General features: G+C 68.8%; 14 protein-coding genes. 7 read left to right on the top strand and 7 right to left on the bottom strand.

The genetic code is table 11. The features are described from left to right. Positions 1-52 precede the first annotated feature (52 nt). A complete protein-coding gene (locus PDM29_RS07090) occupies positions 53-1,060 on the top strand; it encodes a zinc-binding alcohol dehydrogenase family protein (protein WP_311193153.1) in 1,008 nt (335 codons plus the stop codon). Between the two features lies 1 nt (position 1,061). Here PDM29_RS07090 and PDM29_RS07085 read toward each other — a convergent pair whose 3' ends face one another. Further along, entirely contained in the window at positions 1,062-1,682 is a 621-nt protein-coding gene (locus PDM29_RS07085; protein WP_311193152.1) for a glutathione S-transferase family protein, read from the bottom strand. Between the two features lie 48 nt (positions 1,683-1,730). Here PDM29_RS07085 and PDM29_RS07080 point away from each other — a divergent pair, with 48 nt between their 5' ends. From PDM29_RS07080 to PDM29_RS07070, 3 genes are all read left to right on the top strand, one after another. Then, positions 1,731-3,101, top strand: coding sequence for a DNA recombination protein RmuC (locus PDM29_RS07080; protein ID WP_311193151.1), 1,371 nt, complete (start codon positions 1,731-1,733; stop codon positions 3,099-3,101). Positions 3,102-3,159: 58 nt separating this feature from the next. Then, positions 3,160-3,528, top strand: a complete 369-nt coding sequence (locus PDM29_RS07075) for a hypothetical protein (RefSeq protein WP_311193735.1) — start codon at positions 3,160-3,162, stop codon at positions 3,526-3,528. A gap of 71 nt (positions 3,529-3,599) precedes the next feature. After that, entirely contained in the window at positions 3,600-4,160 is a 561-nt protein-coding gene (locus PDM29_RS07070; protein ID WP_311193150.1) for a glutathione peroxidase, read from the top strand. Between the two features lie 45 nt (positions 4,161-4,205). Here the strand turns inward: PDM29_RS07070 and PDM29_RS07065 are convergent, their stop codons facing one another. From PDM29_RS07065 to PDM29_RS07040, 6 genes are all read right to left on the bottom strand, one after another. Continuing rightward, positions 4,206-5,210 carry an MlaA family lipoprotein gene (locus PDM29_RS07065; protein ID WP_311193149.1) on the bottom strand — a complete coding sequence of 335 codons (1,005 nt, stop codon included), beginning with the start codon at positions 5,208-5,210 and terminating at the stop codon, positions 4,206-4,208. A 1-nt stretch (position 5,211) separates the two neighbouring features. Beyond that, positions 5,212-5,523 carry an STAS domain-containing protein gene (locus PDM29_RS07060; protein WP_311193148.1) on the bottom strand — a complete coding sequence of 104 codons (312 nt, stop codon included), beginning with the start codon at positions 5,521-5,523 and terminating at the stop codon, positions 5,212-5,214. Next, a complete protein-coding gene (locus tag PDM29_RS07055; protein ID WP_311193147.1) occupies positions 5,513-6,178 on the bottom strand; it encodes an MlaC/ttg2D family ABC transporter substrate-binding protein in 666 nt (221 codons plus the stop codon). Before PDM29_RS07055 ends, PDM29_RS07060 begins: the two co-directional genes overlap by 11 nt. Continuing rightward, on the bottom strand, positions 6,175-6,705 hold the full coding sequence (gene mlaD, locus PDM29_RS07050) for an outer membrane lipid asymmetry maintenance protein MlaD (RefSeq protein ID WP_311193146.1): 531 nt from the start codon (positions 6,703-6,705) through the stop codon (positions 6,175-6,177). Before mlaD ends, PDM29_RS07055 begins: the two co-directional genes overlap by 4 nt. 66 nt (positions 6,706-6,771) lie before the next feature. Next, on the bottom strand, positions 6,772-7,521 hold the full coding sequence (locus PDM29_RS07045; RefSeq protein ID WP_125361957.1) for an MlaE family lipid ABC transporter permease subunit: 750 nt from the start codon (positions 7,519-7,521) through the stop codon (positions 6,772-6,774). Then, positions 7,521-8,309, bottom strand: a complete 789-nt coding sequence (locus PDM29_RS07040) for an ABC transporter ATP-binding protein (RefSeq protein ID WP_311193145.1) — start codon at positions 8,307-8,309, stop codon at positions 7,521-7,523. Before PDM29_RS07040 ends, PDM29_RS07045 begins: the two co-directional genes overlap by 1 nt. A 151-nt stretch (positions 8,310-8,460) precedes the next feature. Between PDM29_RS07040 and recC the strand changes: the two genes are divergently transcribed. The 3 genes from recC to recD are packed head-to-tail and all read left to right on the top strand — an operon-like array spanning position 8,461 to position 17,326. After that, the gene (gene recC, locus PDM29_RS07035; RefSeq protein ID WP_311193144.1) at positions 8,461-11,805 is read left to right on the top strand and encodes an exodeoxyribonuclease V subunit gamma; all 3,345 of its coding nucleotides are present in this window, start codon (positions 8,461-8,463) and stop codon (positions 11,803-11,805) included. Then, entirely contained in the window at positions 11,802-15,440 is a 3,639-nt protein-coding gene (locus PDM29_RS07030; protein ID WP_311193143.1) for a UvrD-helicase domain-containing protein, read from the top strand. The genes recC and PDM29_RS07030 overlap by 4 nt, the downstream gene beginning before the upstream one ends. Beyond that, positions 15,437-17,326, top strand: coding sequence for an exodeoxyribonuclease V subunit alpha (gene recD / locus PDM29_RS07025; RefSeq protein WP_311193142.1), 1,890 nt, complete (start codon positions 15,437-15,439; stop codon positions 17,324-17,326). Before PDM29_RS07030 ends, recD begins: the two co-directional genes overlap by 4 nt. The last annotated feature ends 94 nt before the right edge of the window (positions 17,327-17,420 follow it).

Below are 17,420 nucleotides of genomic sequence, written 5' to 3'. Positions count from 1 at the left end.
GGGCAAGTGAGGGCGGTCCAAGCTGGGTCTCCCTCTTCTGGACTGCTCCCGCATGAAAGCCATTGCCTATACCCAGCACGGCCTGCCTGTTACCGACCCGGCTGCCCTGATCGATCTGGACCTGCCGCTGCCCACCCCTGGCCCGCGCGATCTGCGCGTACAGGTGCGGGCGATCTCGGTGAACCCGGTCGACACCAAGGTCCGCCGCAATGCCGCGGTCAGCGAGCCGCGCGTGATCGGCTGGGATGCGGTCGGCATCGTGGATGCGGTGGGCAGCGAGGTCAGCCTGTTCCAGCCGGGTGACGCGGTTTTCTACGCCGGTGACATCAACCGTCCCGGCAGCAATGCCGAGTACCAGCTGGTGGACGAGCGCATCGTCGGCCGCAAGCCGGCCAGCCTCGATGACGCCGCCGCCGCCGCGCTGCCGCTGACCGCGATCACCGCCTGGGAACTGCTGTTCGACCGCCTGCGCGTCGCCGAAGGCGGTGGTGCCGGCCAGACCCTGCTGGTGGTCGGTGCGGCCGGTGGGGTGGGTTCGATCCTGGTCCAGCTCGCGCGCCAGCTGACCCAGCTGACGGTGATCGGCACCGCCTCGCGACCGGACACCCAGGACTGGGTGCTGGATCTGGGCGCACACCACGTCATCGACCACAGCCAGGCGCTCACCGAAGGCCTGGCCCGCATCGGCATCAACGCGGTCACCCACGTGGCCAGCCTCACCCACACCGACCAGCACTACGCGCAGATCGTGTCCGCGCTGGAACCGCAGGGCCAGCTCGCGCTAATTGACGACCCGGGCCAGCTCGACGTGATGGCGCTCAAGCGCAAGAGCCTGTCGCTGCATTGGGAATCGATGTTCACCCGATCCACCTTCGGCACCCCGGACCTGCAGCGCCAGCACGACCTGCTCAACCGGGTGTCCGAGCTGGTCGACACCGGCGTGCTGCGCACCACCCTGGGCGAGCATTACGGCCGCATCGACGCAGCCAACCTGCGCCGCGCCCACGCGCTGATCGAAAGCCATCGCGCCCGCGGCAAGCTGGTGCTGGAAGGGTTCTAGGTCAGGGGATGCCGTTCCGGCAGTGCTGGTCGAAGCCGGCATGGCCGGCCAGCCGCCCGAACCAGGCCTGCACAGCCGGCAGGTCTGGTTTCTCACCCGGCGTCATCAGCCAGCGCTGGGTCGACAGCCCCAGCACGATATCGGCCAGGGTAAATACCGGTCCGGCGACATAGGCCCGGGTGTCCGCCAGTTGCTGGTCCAGCTGCTGCATCAGCCGGTTCCACTGGGCCAGGCTGGTCGCGGCGGCGGCTTCGTCGGTGTAAGCCGGGTGCTGCCGGACCCGCGACATGAACACGTAGCGCCATGCTGTATTGAGATCGGTGGCCTGCCAGTCCATCCATTGCTCGACCTGGGCGCGCGACTGCGGCTCCTGCGGCAGCAGATCGTCACGCTGCGCCCGCGCGGCCAGATAGCGGCAGATGCTGTTGGACTCCCACAGCACGAAATCACCGTCGCGAATGACCGGCACCAGGCCGTTGGGGTTGCGCGACTGCAGCGCGGTCGCGTCGGCGCTGTGGGTGCCGTCAGCACCCAGATGCCGGTAATCCAGCCCAAGCAGCTGGCACAGCCACAGCACTTTGCGCACATTGATCGAGGTCGACTTTCCAAGCACGTCCAGCATGGGGGCTCCGGCGCAGCCATTGAGACCCGCTCAGCCTACACTGGGCGCATGCAACCTGAATTCCTCATCCTTGGCGGCCTGCTCTGCGCCGTCCTCGTCCTGCAGCTGGCCACCCTGCTGCGGCGTTCCCGTCATGACGGCCTGGAGCAGTCGCTGCGCGAGGAAGCGCGTATCGGCCGCAGCGAATTGCGCGAGCAGCTGGAAGGGCTGGGGCGGCAGCAAGATGCGCGCCTGGAAAGCTTTGCGCGCGCGCTGACCGACCTCTCAACCCGCACCGACCAGCGCCTGGACCTGCTGCGCGACGCGCTCAATGACGACGCGCGCAAGGCCCGCGAGGAAAGCACCGGCGCGCAGCAGCGCCTGGGTGATTCGCTTGGCCAGCGTCTGCAGGACCTGATCCAGCGTAATGAACAGCGCATCGGTGAGATGCGCGGCACGCTGGAGCAGCAGCTGCAGACCCTGCAGCGCGACAACGCCGAGAAGCTGGACCAGATGCGCGTCACCGTCGATGAGAAGCTGCAGAGCACGCTGGAAGCGCGCCTGGGAGCCTCGTTCCAGCTCGTCTCCGACCGACTCGAGCAGGTGCAGCGCGGCCTGGGTGAGATGCAGCAGCTGGCCACCGGCGTGGGCGATCTCAAACGCGTGCTGACCAACGTCAAGAACCGCGGCAGCTGGGGCGAAGTGCAGCTGGAGAACATCCTCGAGCAGACTCTTACCCAGGAGCAGTACGCGCGTGGAGTGAAGGTGCGTCCAGACAGCGGCGAGATGGTCGACATCGCGGTGCGCCTGCCCGGCCGCAGTCCCGATGATGTGCCGGTGTGGCTGCCGATCGATTCCAAGTTCCCCAGCGAGGACTACGAGCGCCTGCTGGATGCACAGGAACAGGGCGACGTTGAGGGCGTACGGCAGCAGGGCGCACAGCTGGAACGCGCGATCCGCATCCAGGCCAAGTCGATCAGCGACAAGTACATCGTGCCCCCGCATACCACCGACTTCGCGGTGATGTTCCTGCCCACCGAAGGCCTGTACGCCGAAGTGATCCGTCGCCCCGGTCTGGTCGACCTGCTGCAGCGCGAACATCGCGTGGTGGTGGCCGGTCCGACCACGGTGACCGCACTGCTCAACAGCCTGCAGATGGGTTTCCGCACGCTGGCGATCGAACAGCGCTCCAGTGAGGTATGGGTGTTGCTGGGCGCGGTGAAGAGTGAGTTCGGCAAGTTCGCCGGCATCCTGGAAAAGGCCGAGAAGCAGATCAGCACCGTGGGTCGCAGCCTCGGCGAGGCCAGCCGCAAGACCCGCACCATCGAACGCCGCCTGCGCGGGGTGGAATCGCTGGGCGGTGAGCAGACCCGGCAGCTGCTGGGGGACATCGGGCTGGATGGCGGCGATGAGGAAGAAGTGGACAGCGACACCGAATAAGGTGTCGCGATGCACGGGGGTGACCTACCATCGGGATTCTTCCAACGGAAAGCCCCCGATGCGCTTAACCTTGATGTTGTCCGCGCTGTTGTTGCTGGCTGGTTGTACCACGACCGATCCATTCCCGGCTCCTTCCGCCGCCCCTGCCAACCGGACCGCGGAAGACGCCGATTGCGCGGCTCAGGGCGGCGAAATGAAGCCGCTGGGTCGCCTGCAGCGCGTGCAGTGCGTGGTGCCGTACGCCGATGCCGGCAAAAGCTGCCGGACCAAGTCCGACTGTATGGGGCAGTGCTTGGGCAGTGGCGATACGGAGCTGGTGCCCGGGACCGCGGCGACCGGCGTCTGCCAGCGCGATATCAGCCAGAACTTTGGTTGCCGTCAGCGTATTGATGGTGGGTTGGCGCAGGGTACGATCTGCGTTGATTGATGTTGGATTGCGCGAAGAGCAGTCGACCAACGGTCGACTCTACCCCTCCAGTTTTTCTCCGTGAGTTTTATATGAGCCAGAACGTTTACGACATCCCCGTCACCACCATTGAAGGCCAGCCGTCGTCGCTGGCCGATTACCGCGGCAAGGTGCTGCTGGTGGTCAACGTGGCCTCCAAGTGCGGCCTGACCCCGCAGTACGAAGGGCTGCAGGCGTTGTACGCTGACAAGCAGGCCGCCGGGCTGGAAGTGCTGGGTTTCCCTGCCAACAACTTCCTCGGCCAGGAGCCGGGCACCGAAGCGGACATCCAGCAGTTCTGCCAGCTGGAATACAACGTCGGCTTCCCGATGTTCGCCAAGATCAGCGTAGCCGGTGACGACATCCACCCGCTGTACGCTGAGCTGACCCAGGCCCAGCCGACCGCTACCGGCGAAGGCCCGATGCGCGAGAAGCTGCAGGGCGCAGTCGCCAAGCTCCCCGACCTGGTGGTCAACCCGGCCCCGGGCGTGCTGTGGAACTTCGAGAAGTTCCTCATCGGCCGCGACGGCCAGGTCATCGCCCGTTTCGCCCCGGACGTGCCCGCCAACGATCCGCGCCTCGTCGCCGCGATCGACGCCGCATTGGCCGGTTGATCGGCCACAAAAAACCCCGCCTCGGCGGGGTTTTTTATTGGCGGCTCAGTTTCCCCAGTTGGGCATCGGCATCGCGTCCACCGGAATCGGATCGGCATCGTCCGCATCACGGCCGCGGCGGTGCTTGCCACGCAGGTCGTTCTCGATCTGGTAGTTGCGGCGCTGCAGCCACGCATCACGGGTCAGCGCGTACTCGTCCACCGCGCTGTCGCGGATGTCATCCAGCGCCATCAGCTGCGCACGCATGTCGACCAGCTGCAGGCCCTGCAGCGGGATGCGCACCTTGTCTTCCTCGATGGTGCGGATCGGCGACAGCGGAATGTCGCCGGCCAGGCCGAACACGTCGCGCACGGTACGCGGGCCGAAGAACGGCAGCTCCACGTAGCGCGAATTGCGCCAGCCCCACGCGCCCAGGGTCTGGCCGAAGTCCTCGCTGCGGCGCGGCACGCCACCGGCACTGGCCGGATCGAACAGGCCGCCGATGCCGATGGTGGAGTTGATCAGGAACCGGCCCAGGCTGTCCCAGGCGTCGCCAGGGCGACCCTGCAGCAGCTGGTTGGTGATGGTCACCGGAGCACGCAGGTTGCTGAAGAAGTTGGTCACGCCGGTGCGGGCAAAGCGCGGCACCACCTTGGTGTAGGCGGTGGCCAGCGGTCGTGCCACGGCGCGGTCGACCACGTCGTTGAAGGCGTGCACGCGGCGGTTGAAGCCTTCCCACGGGTCGTAGGAGGGCTGCGCGTCGCTGCTGCCATCGGCACTGGGAGCCGGGCCACCGTACAGCGCGGCGAAGTCGTCTTCGGCGGCGGTCGGGGCCTCGCCGGTCGCTGCGGTGGCGGGGTCAGCGGGCGCAGGTGCTGCAGCATCGGCCACGGGCGCGCCGTCGGCATCGCCTGTGGCCTGGGGCGCTGCCGAGACGTCTTCGACGGCCGGCGCAGCCGGGGTCGAATCCACGGCCACGCTGGCGGGCGCGCTGTCACGCGCGGGCTTGGCCGCGCAGGCGCTGAGCAGCGCCACCAGCAGCAGAAGGGAAAGGGTGCGTACGACGTTCATGTCAGCTCGCGGCAGAAAGGGCATTGAAATCAAGGGAAGCGTCCAGCCGGTAGGCGGCGCTCAGTTCGGTGAAACCCGGCGGGGTACCTTGCAGCTCCAGCGTACGCCCGGCTGCGCGCGCGCGCGCGGTCAGTTCGGCCAGCAGCGCCAGGCCGGCGCTGTCGACTGCGGTGACGGCCTGCAGGTCCAGCACGGTCAGTTGGGCCGACAGCGACTGCAGCTGCGGCCAAAGCGCCACCACCGCTGCACGGTCAAGCGCGCCGCTCAGGCGCGCCCGCGAACCGTCCAGCTGCAGAGCCGCGTTACTTGCCATTGCCAGCCGGTCCGGCCTGCGTGGTGCCGGCGCGCAGGTCGGCGGCGACCTGCTTGATGCCCTTCTGGCGCAGCGGAGCATCGAATTGGGTGCGGAAGGTCTGCACGTAGGAAATGCCTTCGATGTTGACGTCGAAGATCTTCCATTGGCCGCCTTCCTGGCGCATCAGGTACACCACCGGAGTGGTCTCTGCACCGCTGCGCACCAGTTCAGTGGCCACGCTCATGCCGCGGTTGCCCGGCAGCGGCGACTCACCCTTGGCACGGAAGCTGGGCTTGCCCTGGATGCCGAGCAAGGCCGAACCATAGCGCTGCATCAGGTTGTCGGCCATGGCGTCGGCGAACAGCTTGACGTCGGCGTCGGAGGCCCCGCGCGCGTGCACGCCCAGCACCAGGCGGGCAGCGTAATCGCGGTCGAAAGTGCGGTCGAGCTCGCTGTTGATGTAGGCGCGCAGGACGTTCGGGTCCTTCGTGAACTCTGCCTTGCGGGTCTGCAGCGTTGTCAGGATCCGCGCGCTGGCGTCCATCACGGTCTTGGTGGCCGCACCTTGCTGGTTCGCGGCGGCACGGGCTGGCGCGGCCTGGGCGAGCGCCAGCGACGGGGTGGTAGCCAACAGGGCGCTGGCCAGCAGCGCGGACATCAGGGTCTTGTTCATTTCTGGGTTTCCGGTTCCGAAGCCGGTGCATCCGCACCGGGTGCTTCCTGGGAGGCAGCGCCCGTGTTGCCGGCACCGCTGAACATGTACTTGCCAACCATCTGGATCAAATCCACGGCCGGCTGGGTGAAGACGATTTCGTCGCCGGGCTTGAGCACGTCCGGGTCGCCGCCCGGCTGCAGTCCGATATAGCTCTCGCCGAGCAAACCGCTGGTGAATATGCCGGCGGAGGTGTCGGCCGGCAGGTCCTTGAACTTGCCGTCCAGCTTCAGGGTGACGATGGAATCGAAGCGGGTCGGGTCGAGGTCGATGTTGGCGACCTGGCCCACCACCACGCCGCCGATCTTCACCGGGGCCTGCTTGCGCAGCTGCCCGATCTGGGTGAAGCGCGCCTTCAGTTCATAGCCATCGCCGCCGAAGCCCCAGCGCTGGTTGGTGGAGGCCACCGCCAGCACGAGCAGCGAGGCCAGCGCCAGCAGCAGGAAGGCGCCGACGGAAAATTCGAGTCTGGGACCGCGGATGGCCATGGAAAATCTCACCGTTGTTTGTCAGGTGCCTGGCGGGCCAGGCGAGCATCAAAGGGGGACAGCGGATCAGCGGAACAGCATCGCCGACAGCACGAAGTTGAACATCAGCACCAGCAGCGAGGCATTCACCACCGCGCGCGTGGTGGCCACCGAGGTGCCCTCGATGGTGGGTTCGGCGTGGAAGCCGACATACGAAGCCACCAGTGCGGCGGTACCGCCGAAGATGGCCGACTTCAGCATTGCCACGCCGAAGTCGTCCCAGAAATCCACGCTGTTGCTCAGCGCCGACCAGAACACGCCATTGTCCAGGCCCAGCACGTGCACGGCCTCGAAGTAGCTGGCGCTGATCGCCAGCGAGCAGAAGATGCCGGTCAGCAGCGGCACGGTCAGCACCGCCGCCCAGAAGCGCGGTGCCACCGCCTTGGCGATCGGATCTATGGCCATGAGTTCCAGCGCCTTGATCTGGTCGGTCGCGCGCATCAGCCCCAGTTCGGCGGCGATGGAGCTGCCGGCGCGGCCAATGAACAGCAGCGCGGTCAGCACCGGGGCCAGTTCGCGGTACAGGGACAGGCCGAGCAACGTGGACAACGCGTCCGCCGCACCGAACGTGGTCAGCGTGCGGTAGCCCTGCAGGGTCAGCACCAGACCGACGAAGGCCCCGCCGACGGCGATGATCGGCAGCGAGCGCGCGCCGATCTTGTAGATCTCGCGGGTGAGCTCGGCCAGGAAGTCAGCGCTGGGCAGCGAACCGCGCAGCACCGTCAGCGAGAACAGCCCGGCGCGGCCCAGCGAGCGGGTGGCTTCAACAAACGGCATCAGGCCACCTTCGCGCGCGGCGCGGCATCGAACGGAATCGGACCATCGGGCTGACCATGCAGGAACTGGCGCAGCAGCGGATCGTCGCTGGCTTCCAGCGCGGCCGGCGTGCCCTGGAACACCACCCCGCCATTGGCGATGGCGATCACCTGGTCGCAGATCGGCAGGGTTTCATGCACGTGGTGGCTGACGATGATGCTGGTCAGCCCCAGGCTGTGGTTGAGGCGCTGGATCAGGCTCATGATCACGCCACTGGCGATCGGGTCCAACCCGGTCAGCGGTTCGTCGTAGATCATCAGCGGCGGGTCCAGCGCCAGTGCGCGGGCCAGCGCGACGCGACGGGCCATGCCGCCGGACAGTTCGCGCGGCCAGGCATCTGCGGCGGCCAGCAGGCCCACCGCGTGCAGCTTCATGTCCACCAGCCGGCGCAGCACCGGCATTGGCAGGCGGGTGTGCGTGCGCAGCGGCAGCGCCACGTTCTCGGCCACGGTCAGGTCGGTCAGCAGGCCATTGCCCTGCAGCAGCACGCCCACGCTGCGGCGCATTTCGCGCAGTGCGCTGCTGCCGGTGGGAATGGGCTGCCCGAACAGGGTGATCGACCCGGCGGCCGGGCGCAGTTCGCCGGTCAGCGCCGCCAGCAGCGTCGACTTGCCGCTGCCCGACGGACCCAGCACCGCGGTGATGCTGCCACGCGGCACCGACAGCGAAACGTCGCGCAGGATCGCGCGACCGCCGCGCTCGATGCGCACGTCATTCAACTGCACCAATGGATCGTGGGAAGCCGTCATGGACGCCATTAACAATTTTCCAACGTTCTAAGATCGTGGTGGGCGGCTGAACATAACCGAACTGGATCGTGCAGTATTCTCGCACGGCCATGTCGCGGAACGGTCGGTCCAATCCCGCCACCCCGTGGAACAATCCGGCACACTGTGCGCGATGAGCGACCCCGCCGCCGATTTCCGCCTGTACCACTCCAACTCTCTCGACGTGCTGGCCGCACTGCTGGCGCGGCATGTACGCGCGCCGATTCCCGGCCAATCGCTGCTGGAACCGGAGGTCATTCTGATTCCGCAGGTGGCGATGCGGCGCTGGCTGCACTCCACCCTGGCGGCTGAGTTCGGCGTCGCCGCCAACCTGGAGTTCCTGACCCCCGGCGAGTTCGTCGCGCGCGCCTTGAACGCCAATGTGGAAGGCGAGGCAGATGACCTGGATGCCGCAGGCATGCGCTGGCGGCTGTACCAGGCGCTGCGCGACCCTGCCCTGCTTGAACAGCCACCGCTGCGCGCGCTGCGGGCGTATCTCTCCGGCCCCGATCCGCTGCTGCCGTGGGCGCTGGCGGGCGAGCTGGCCAGCGTGTTCGAGAAGTACCAGGCCTGGCGTCGCGATTGGCTCCTTCGGTGGGAAGCCGGGGCCGACCCGGCCGACCCGCAGGCCATCCTGTGGCGTGCCGTGGCCCAGGGCCGTTCGTACCGTGCGCGCCGCATCCAGGCGTACCTGGACCGCTTCGAGGGCGCGGACCGGCCGCTGCCGCGGGGGCTGCCGCGACGCCTGTCGGCCTTCGCCACGCTGAACATCTCACCGGACGTGCTGCGGGTGATGGCCACCCAGGCCCGGGTTGGCGAGCTGCACTTCTATCTGCCTACACCCACCCAGGCGTACTGGGGGGATCTGCAGACCTTGGCCGAAAAACTGCGCAGCGGCGCGCCGGACCCGTTCGGCGAAGCCGCCGGCGAGAACCGCCTGCTGCAGGCCTGGGGTGCCGCCGGGCGCGACTTCATGGCAGTGCTGGGCAGCTACGAAGTGGTGCACCCCAGTGGTGAGATCGCCGCCTACGCCGACCCCGAACTCGATGCCCGGGCCACGTTGGAGGACGGTGGTCTCTCCGACAGCCTGCTGCATCGGTTGCAGCGCGACCTGTTCCATCGCCGCGGACAGCCGTCGGGTGATCTGCTGCCCGCGCTGCGCCGCGATGATCCCAGCCTGCAGGTGCATGCCTGCCATACCCGGCTGCGCGAACTCCAGGTGCTGCATGACCAGTTGCGCGCGCTGCTGCAGGACCCGCGCTTTGATCCGCCGCTGCAGGCCCGCGACATCGCGGTGCTGGCCCCGGATATCGACCCGTACGTGCCGTACCTGGAAGCGGTATTCGGTGGACGCAGCGGCGACCTGGAACACATTCCCTACGCCCTGGCCGACACCAGCCCGCTGGCGGGCGAGCCGCTGGCCGACGTATTCGTACATCTGCTGGCGCTGCCGGTGTCGCGCTTCGGTCTCAATGAAGTGCTGGACCTGCTGGGCAGCGCGCCGTTGGCCGAAGCCTCGGGGCTGGACGCGGTGGCGTTTGAACGCCTGCACGACTGGCTGCTGGCGGCCGGCGCGCGCTGGGGTTTGAATGCCGACCACCGCCAGCGCCACCAGGCACCGGCCGACGATGCCTTCACCTGGCAGTTCGCACTGGATCGCCTGCTGCTGGGGCACGCCAGCGGCGATGACGGCGACATTGCCGGGGTGGCCCCGTGGCCGGAACTGGAGGGCAGCGCGCTGGAGGCGCTGGACCGGCTGATCCGGCTGCTGCGCGTGCTGGCTGTCAGCCAGCAGCGGCTGAGCGAAGCGATGAGCCCGGGGCAGTGGCGGCAGCGTCTGCTCGGCCTGCTGGATGCACTGCTGCCGCTGCCACCGGCCACCGCGCAGGGGCAACGCGCGCTGGAGCGCCTGCGCAAGCTGGTCAACCAGTTTGCCGACGAGGCCGACAGCGCCAGCTTTGATGCGCCGGTGCCGCCCGAGGTGATCCGCGCCCATTTCAGTAGCGTGCTCGGCGAAGCTGACACCCGCGCACCGCTGCTCACCGGCGGGATCAGCTTCGGCCGCATGGTGCCCATGCGACTGCTGCCGTTCCGGGTGATCTGCGTGCTGGGATTGAACGATGGCGACTTCCCGCGCCGCGACCCGGCCGCCGGTCTCAACCAACTCACCGCCGAGCTGGATACGCCGCGCCGCCGCCCCGGAGACCGCTCCACCCGTGAAGACGACCGCTTTCTGTTCCTGCAGCTGTTCGCGGCGGCACAGGACGTGTTCTACCTGAGCTACCTGGGTGCGGACCCGCGCGATGGCAGCGTGCGTGAACCGTCGGTGCTGGTCAGCGAACTGATCGACGCGGCGGCGGCCTGCCATGTGGACCCGGACGCGGCCGTGCGTGCCTTCACCGTGCAGCATGCGCTGCAGCCGTTCTCGCCCGCAGCGTTCGGCGGAGGAGACGAGCCACGTCGCTTCAGCTACCAGCGCGCCTGGCACCCGGCTGCGCAGCAGTCCGGCGTCACCCGCCGGACGCCGCCCGCATGGTTCGACGCTGCATTGCCGCCCAACCCGGACCTCGCCACCGAACAGCATCTGTCGCTGGATGCGCTGCGCCGCCTGCTGGTCGATCCGGCCGGGCAGTTCCTGTCGCAGTCGCTGGGTCTGCGTCTGCCCGATCCTCTGGAAGACGTGGATGACGTTGAACCGCTGGTGATCGCCGGGCGTGGGCTGGAGCAGCGCACCCTGCAGCTGGCGGTGATCGACGCCACCCTGCGCGGCGACGACGCGCCCCTTTATCCCCGACTGCGCGCGCGCGGCCTGGTCCCGTCCGGCGCGCTGGGCGAGCGTCAGTTCGCCGCCGTGCAGGCACAGACCCAGCCCTATGGGCAGGCCTTGGCGCAGTGGTTGCAGGGCACGCCACTGGAAAGCCGCCGCTATGAAGTGCAGATCGACGGCGTGACCCTGTTCGGGCGCGTTGATGATCGTCATCCGCACGGGCTGGTGCGCCTGCGTGCGGGCAGCCTCAACGGTCCAGCGGCGATCCGCCACGGACTGGACTGGCTGCTGGCGAACGCGGCGGGCGATGCGCTGCCCCTGGTGCAGTTCTTCGACGCCGGCGACGACGGACTGGGTCCGCATGTGCTGCCGGCTCCGGGGCAGGCCCAGGCCCGCGCTGCGCTGTCGGCGCTGCTGCAGCTCCGCGAACGCGGGCTGCGCGAACCACTGCCGTACGGCCCCTATACCGGCTGGGCGATGTTCAACGCGCCTGCCGCCAAGCGCCATGCCGAAGGCGCGAAGCAATGGCACGGCGGCGACCGCAGCTGGGGCGAGGGCAGTGGCGAGGCCTATCAGCTGGCGCTGCGCGGGCAGTCGCTGTTCAACGACGAGGCCCGTTACGCCGACCTGCTGCAGATCAGCTTTACCGTGTTCCGCGCGGTGCGGCAGGCGCAGGTGTTCAGCGGCTTCGATACGGAGGACGCGGCATGAGCGCCGACATCGACCCGTACCTGACCCTGCCGCTGCAGGGCGTGCAGCTGATCGAAGCCAGTGCCGGCACCGGCAAGACCTTCACCCTGGCCACGCTGTTCACCCGGCTGGTGGTGGAACGCGGCCTGCGCATCGGCCAGATCCTGGCGGTCACCTTCACCGATGCGGCCACCCAGGAACTGCGCAAGCGCATCCGCGAGCGCCTGGCGCTGGCGGCTCGGCTGGTCGATCTACCCGCCGGCGAAGACGAGAGCCCGGATGTCGCCCTGACCCGGTCCATCCTGCAGCGTCATCTGCAACACGGCAGCGAAAGCGCTGCAGCGCTGTCCCGCCGCCTGCAGATCGCGGCTGACGAGATCGACCTGGCCTCGATCTTCACCATCCACGGCTTCTGTACCCGCGTACTGCGCGAACATGCGCTGGAAAGCGGGCATACCTTCGAACCGCCAGAGCTGATTCCGGGCGAGCGGGTGCTGTACGAGGAACTGGCCGCCGATCTCTGGCGCGTGCACGCCAATGACCCGGCCACGCTGGATGCACTGTTGCGGTTGTGGAAGAACCCCGAGGCGCTGGCGTCGGACCTGCCGGCGCTGCGCGCACCGCTGCCGCTGTTGCCGGCACTGCCGGCGGTGGTGATGGCGGACCCCAGCGCAGCGCTGCAGGCCGCCGCTGTCCGGCTCGGCGAGGCGATCCAGAGCCATGCCGAAGCCGCGCAGGCCGCCATTGATGCGGCTTTTGAACGCAAGGTGTTCGACGGTCGCCGCGCCAAGCGGCCGAGTTTCGAGAAGGCGTTCAACGAGTTGTTGGCTGGTCGCGCTGCGCTGGCGTGGGCACGCGGTGACAAGACCCACCTGGGCAAGCTGCTGCCCGACGCACTGCGTGATTACTGCAAGGACGGGCAGCAGGCGCAGTGCCCCAGCTCCTCCTTGTTCGATGCGCTGGCGCAGTGGTGGCATGCGGCCGATGCCCGTGACGTCTGGCTGCGCGAACAGGCGGTGCGCCTGCTGCATCAACTGCGCCACGAAGCGCGCGCACGCCTGGAAGAACTGAAGCGGCAGCGCCGCGTGCAGACCTACGATGATCTCATCGACGGCGTAGCGCGTGCACTGGAAGGGCCGGATCGACAGGTCCTGGTGCGGCAGCTGCGCGCACAGTACCGCATGGCGCTGGTCGACGAGTTCCAGGACACCGACGACCGCCAATGGAGCATCTTCCAGACCGTGTTCGGCGACAGCGTCGAAACGCGCGAGGCGGGACTGGAGCCGGCGCTGTTCCTGATCGGGGATCCCAAGCAGGCCATCTACGGCTTCCGCGGCGGCGACATCCACACCTACCTCAGTGCCAAGCGGGCGGCCGTGGCGGCTCCTGCGCTGAACCGCAATTTCCGCTCGCGACCGGCCGTGCTGCGTGCGTTGCAGGCGCTGTACGACACGGCGGGCGAACAGGCCTTCGGCGGCGCTGACATCGCCTTTGAGCCGGTGCTGCCCGGCAGCGTACGCGTTGACCAGGATTTCCAGCGCAACGGTGCAGCGGCACCGGGCCTGACCCTGCGCGTGCTGCGCAGCGACGATGGCAAGCCGCTCAATGCCGATCCGTCACGCCAGCAGGCCACCGAGGCCTGTGTGGCCGCCATCCATGAGGTGCTCAGCGAAGCGCGCGCCGGCCAGGCGCTGTTGCGCGGGCGTCCCGTGCAGGCCGGTGACATCGCCGTGCTGGTGCGCCGCCACAGCGAAGCCACGCGCATCCAGCAGGCGCTGGCAGCGGTGGGCATTCCGGCGGTTGCCGCGGGCAAACAGAGCCTGTACGCCACCGCCGAAGCGCGCGAACTGCGCGTACTGTTGCTGGCGCTGCTGCAACCCGCCGACGAACGCCGGCTGCGTGCAGCCTTGTCCACGGTCCTGCTGGGCTACTCCGCGGCGCAGATTGCGGCGATGGAGCAGGACGGTGACCTGCAACGGACCCTGCAGGTGCAGCTGCTGCACTGGCGCGAGCGTTGGCACCGTGGCGGCCCCTTCGCGGTGGTGGCCGATGTCTGCGCGGGCCAGGCCGAGCGCCTGCTGGCGCTGATGGATGGCGAGCGCCGGCTCACCAACTACCTGCAGCTGGCCGAGCTGCTGCAGGAAGCCTCGACCCGCGCGCTGGGCATGCACGGCCTGCTGGACTGGCTGCAGGTGCAGATAGCGCATGCCGACCAGGACGACGAACAGCAGCTGTTGCGGCTGGAATCGGACGCGCGCCGGGTGCAGATCGTCACCCTGCACAAGAGCAAGGGCCTGGAGTACCCGCTGGTGTTCCTGCCCTTCGTGGGCATTGACGGTGGCGCGCCCAACACCGATGCGCATTGCACCGTGCACACCGCGCAGGGCCGCGAGCTGCATTGGAAACTGGACAAGGACGCCAGCTGGGAAGCCGCCAGCGCGTTGCGCGAACGCGAACAGCGCGCCGAGGACGCGCGCCTGCTCTACGTTGGCCTGACCCGCGCCGAACACGCCCTGTGGATCGCCTGCGGCGACCTCGCCGGGCTGGCGCGAACCCCGCTGGCTCCGCTGTTGACCCCGCTGGATGCGCTGCGCGCCAACCCCGATATCCTCGTCGACGACACGCCGCTGCCGCCGCGTCCCGCGCCGTTGGCGGTGGAACACGAAGGCGCGCTGCCGCCGGTGCGCGCGGTGACCCGACGCGTGCCCCACGACTGGTGGGTGTACAGCTTCACCCAGCTGGCCCAGGCCGATGCGGGTGGCGAAGACGACACCGATGCGGTGTCCACCGAAGCCCCCGCGGCCGCGGCCGACGAACCGACCGGTGGCGAGCTGCCGCTGGAACCGGCGGTACCGGCCGACGAAGCTGCGGCAGAGGCCCCCGATCCCCGCTTCATGGGCAGTCGCTTCGGCAACGTGTTGCATGACGCGCTGGAGAACACCGACTTCGCTGCCTGGGGCCACTGGTTGCCCGGCGAGGGCGCACCCGAAGGGCAGGACAGTGTCCTGCGTGCTTCGCTGCGCGCGGAAGGCTACGCCGACGAAGACCTCGACGACGGCGTGGCCGTGCTGGCACCGCTGGTCGGCCACACGCTGACCGTGCCGTTGCCCGAAGGCGGTGCCCTGCACAGCCTGGCCGCCAGCGAACGCCGCGCTGAAATCGAGTTCCACTTCGCGCTCGAGCCCACCGCCGTCAGCGAACTGCTGGACGTGCTGCACGCGCATGGCGTGGTCCGTGAGCGCCGCAGTTTCGGCACCCGGCGGCGGCTGGAAGGGCTGATGACCGGCAAGATCGATTTGACCTACGTGCGCGACGGGCGCTGGTATGTGCTGGACTACAAGTCCAACCGCCTGCCCGGGTACAGCCCGGCGCTGCTGGACGCGGCCATGCGCCACAGCGAATACGACCTGCAGGCACTGGTGTACACCGTGGCGCTGCACCGCTGGCTGCGTTTCCGGCTGGGCAGCGGCTACGACTACGAACGCGACATCGGCGGCATCCGCTACCTGTTCTGTCGTGGTCTGGCGGTTCCGGGCGAAGGCGTCTACACGCACCGCTTCGCCCCGGCGCTGGTGGACGCATTGGATGCGTTGTTTGCCGGTGGTCCGGCGCAGCAGGCGGTGCTGGCCGCACGTGCACGCGGGGAGATCGCATGAGCCTGCTCAACACCCTGTACCGCAGCGGGCTGCTGCGCACGCTCGACCACGCGCTGGCGCAGAGCCTGCGCCGGCTGCAGCCCGACACCCCGGAGGCAGTGCAGCTGGCGGCCGCGTTGGCCTCACTGGCAGTGTCGCAGGGACACGCCGGCTTCGATCCGACCCAGCCGCAGCGCCTGTTGGACGCGGAGGGCGTGGACTGGCCCGCCGCGCAGGCCTGGCTGCAGCAGCTGCGTGACTCGCCGTGGGTCGCCACGCCCGCACAGGACGCCGCCGTGGCCGAGGACGCGCCGCTGGTGCTGGAGCACGGACTGCTCTACCTGCGGCGTTATCGCGAATATGAGCGCCGCCTGGCGCTGGGGCTGCAGCGGATCGCCAGCCAGCCGTTGGCGGCGAACGATACCGCTGCGTTGGCACCGCTGTTTGCCCGGCTGTTCCCGGATGCGCTGCAAGGCATGGATCACCAGGCGCGCGCGGCGGCCGTGGCCCTGCGGCACCCGTTGCTGCTGGTCACCGGCGGTCCGGGTACCGGCAAGACCACCACCATTGCCCGCGTACTGGCGCTGTTGGCCGCGCAGGCCCTGCAGGCGGGTCAGCCGGCACCGCAGGTGGCGCTGGCCGCGCCCACCGGACGTGCTGCCGAACGCATGGCTGAAAGCCTGCGCGCGGTCGTCGGCCAGCTGCGCGCCCAGGGCGTGGAGGACGCGGTCTGCGACGCATTGCCGGTGACCGGTTCCACGCTGCACCGCCTGTTGGGCGTGATTCCGGATTCGCCGCGCTTCCGCCATCACGCCGACAACCCGCTGCCGTTGGATGTGGTCGTGGTCGACGAGGCCTCGATGATCGACCTGCCGTTGATGACCAAGCTGGTGGAGGCCATTGGTGCGGGCACGCGACTGCTGCTGCTCGGTGACCCCGACCAGCTGCCGTCGGTGGAGGCCGGCGATGTGCTGAGCGCCATCCTGCGCGCCAGCGGCGATGGGCAAGGCCTGCACGCTGACGATGCGACAGCACTGCAGCCCCTGCTGGCCGCAGACAACCTGCAACCGCGGGTGCCGCCGCTGCCCTTTGCGGGCCGACGTGTGCAGCTGCTGCGGGGTTACCGGCAAAGCGATGCGCTGGATCTGGCACCGCTGGCGGCTGCCGTGCGCGAAGGCAACAGCACGGCGGCGCTGGCGCTGTTGCGTTCAGGAACCTTGGCCGGCGTGCACTTCCACGAGGACGTGCTGGATCCGATGGAGCACCACCGCGACGCACTGCTGACGCATTGGCGCGCGCTGGGCGAGGCCGCCGATCCCGGGCAGGCGCTGGCCCAGGCCGGCCGCCTGCGCCTGCTCACCGCCCTGCGCGAAGGCCCGCAGGGCGCGCGAGGGCTCAACGAACGCATCGAAGCGCTGCTGGCCGGCAGTGCCCGCGCCGGTGCGGGCCCGCGCTACTTCCACGGTCGGTTGCTGCTGATCACCGAGAACAGCTACCGGCATCGGTTGTTCAATGGCGACATCGGCCTCTGCCTGCGCGATGACAGCGGCGCGGTGATGGCGTGGTTTGCCGGCGAGACCGCCGGGCAGCCCCGCGCCTTCCATCCGGCCGCCCTGCCTGCACATGAGAGCGCGTTCGCGATGACCGTGCACAAGGCGCAGGGTTCGGAGTTCGACGCGGTGTGGTTGCAGCTGCCGCGGCGCGACACCCGGGTGTTGTCGCGCGAGTTGATCTACACCGGCATGACCCGCGCGCGGCAGTCGCTGCACGTGCTGGGCAGCGAAGAGGTGCTGACCGCCGCGCTGGGCCGGCATGCCAGCCGGCTTTCTGGACTGGCGGTGCGGCTGGGCTTGCCAACGCCAACGCCCGCAGACGTGCAATCGCCGACCCAAGGCGACCTGTTCTGACCGCGTGGCCGACGGATGCCGGCACGCTTCGGACCGTTACCTGGACCCGTCGGGGATGATGCATCCGTAGAGCCGGGCTTGCCCGGCTGCTCTT

It is taken from the genome of Stenotrophomonas oahuensis (assembly GCF_031834595.1).
Classification (GTDB): domain Bacteria; phylum Pseudomonadota; class Gammaproteobacteria; order Xanthomonadales; family Xanthomonadaceae; genus Stenotrophomonas; species Stenotrophomonas oahuensis.
Note: the sequence above shows the minus strand (reverse complement) of the source record. Positions and strands in the feature narration are given on the sequence as shown.

Coding starts and splice junctions, on each gene's coding strand:
- PDM29_RS07085 (WP_311193152.1), bottom strand. CDS start 1,682: ATGCTGGACGTGCTTGGAAAGTCGACCTCGATCAATGTGCGCAAAGTG.
- PDM29_RS07070 (WP_311193150.1), top strand. CDS start 3,600: ATGAGCCAGAACGTTTACGACATCCCCGTCACCACCATTGAAGGCCAG.
- PDM29_RS07080 (WP_311193151.1), top strand. CDS start 1,731: ATGCAACCTGAATTCCTCATCCTTGGCGGCCTGCTCTGCGCCGTCCTC.
- PDM29_RS07030 (WP_311193143.1), top strand. CDS start 11,802: ATGAGCGCCGACATCGACCCGTACCTGACCCTGCCGCTGCAGGGCGTG.
- mlaD (WP_311193146.1), bottom strand. CDS start 6,705: ATGGCCATCCGCGGTCCCAGACTCGAATTTTCCGTCGGCGCCTTCCTG.
- PDM29_RS07040 (WP_311193145.1), bottom strand. CDS start 8,309: ATGACGGCTTCCCACGATCCATTGGTGCAGTTGAATGACGTGCGCATC.
- PDM29_RS07045 (WP_125361957.1), bottom strand. CDS start 7,521: ATGCCGTTTGTTGAAGCCACCCGCTCGCTGGGCCGCGCCGGGCTGTTC.
- PDM29_RS07090 (WP_311193153.1), top strand. CDS start 53: ATGAAAGCCATTGCCTATACCCAGCACGGCCTGCCTGTTACCGACCCG.
- PDM29_RS07055 (WP_311193147.1), bottom strand. CDS start 6,178: ATGAACAAGACCCTGATGTCCGCGCTGCTGGCCAGCGCCCTGTTGGCT.
- recC (WP_311193144.1), top strand. CDS start 8,461: ATGAGCGACCCCGCCGCCGATTTCCGCCTGTACCACTCCAACTCTCTC.
- PDM29_RS07065 (WP_311193149.1), bottom strand. CDS start 5,210: ATGAACGTCGTACGCACCCTTTCCCTTCTGCTGCTGGTGGCGCTGCTC.
- PDM29_RS07075 (WP_311193735.1), top strand. CDS start 3,160: ATGCGCTTAACCTTGATGTTGTCCGCGCTGTTGTTGCTGGCTGGTTGT.
- PDM29_RS07060 (WP_311193148.1), bottom strand. CDS start 5,523: ATGGCAAGTAACGCGGCTCTGCAGCTGGACGGTTCGCGGGCGCGCCTG.
- recD (WP_311193142.1), top strand. CDS start 15,437: ATGAGCCTGCTCAACACCCTGTACCGCAGCGGGCTGCTGCGCACGCTC.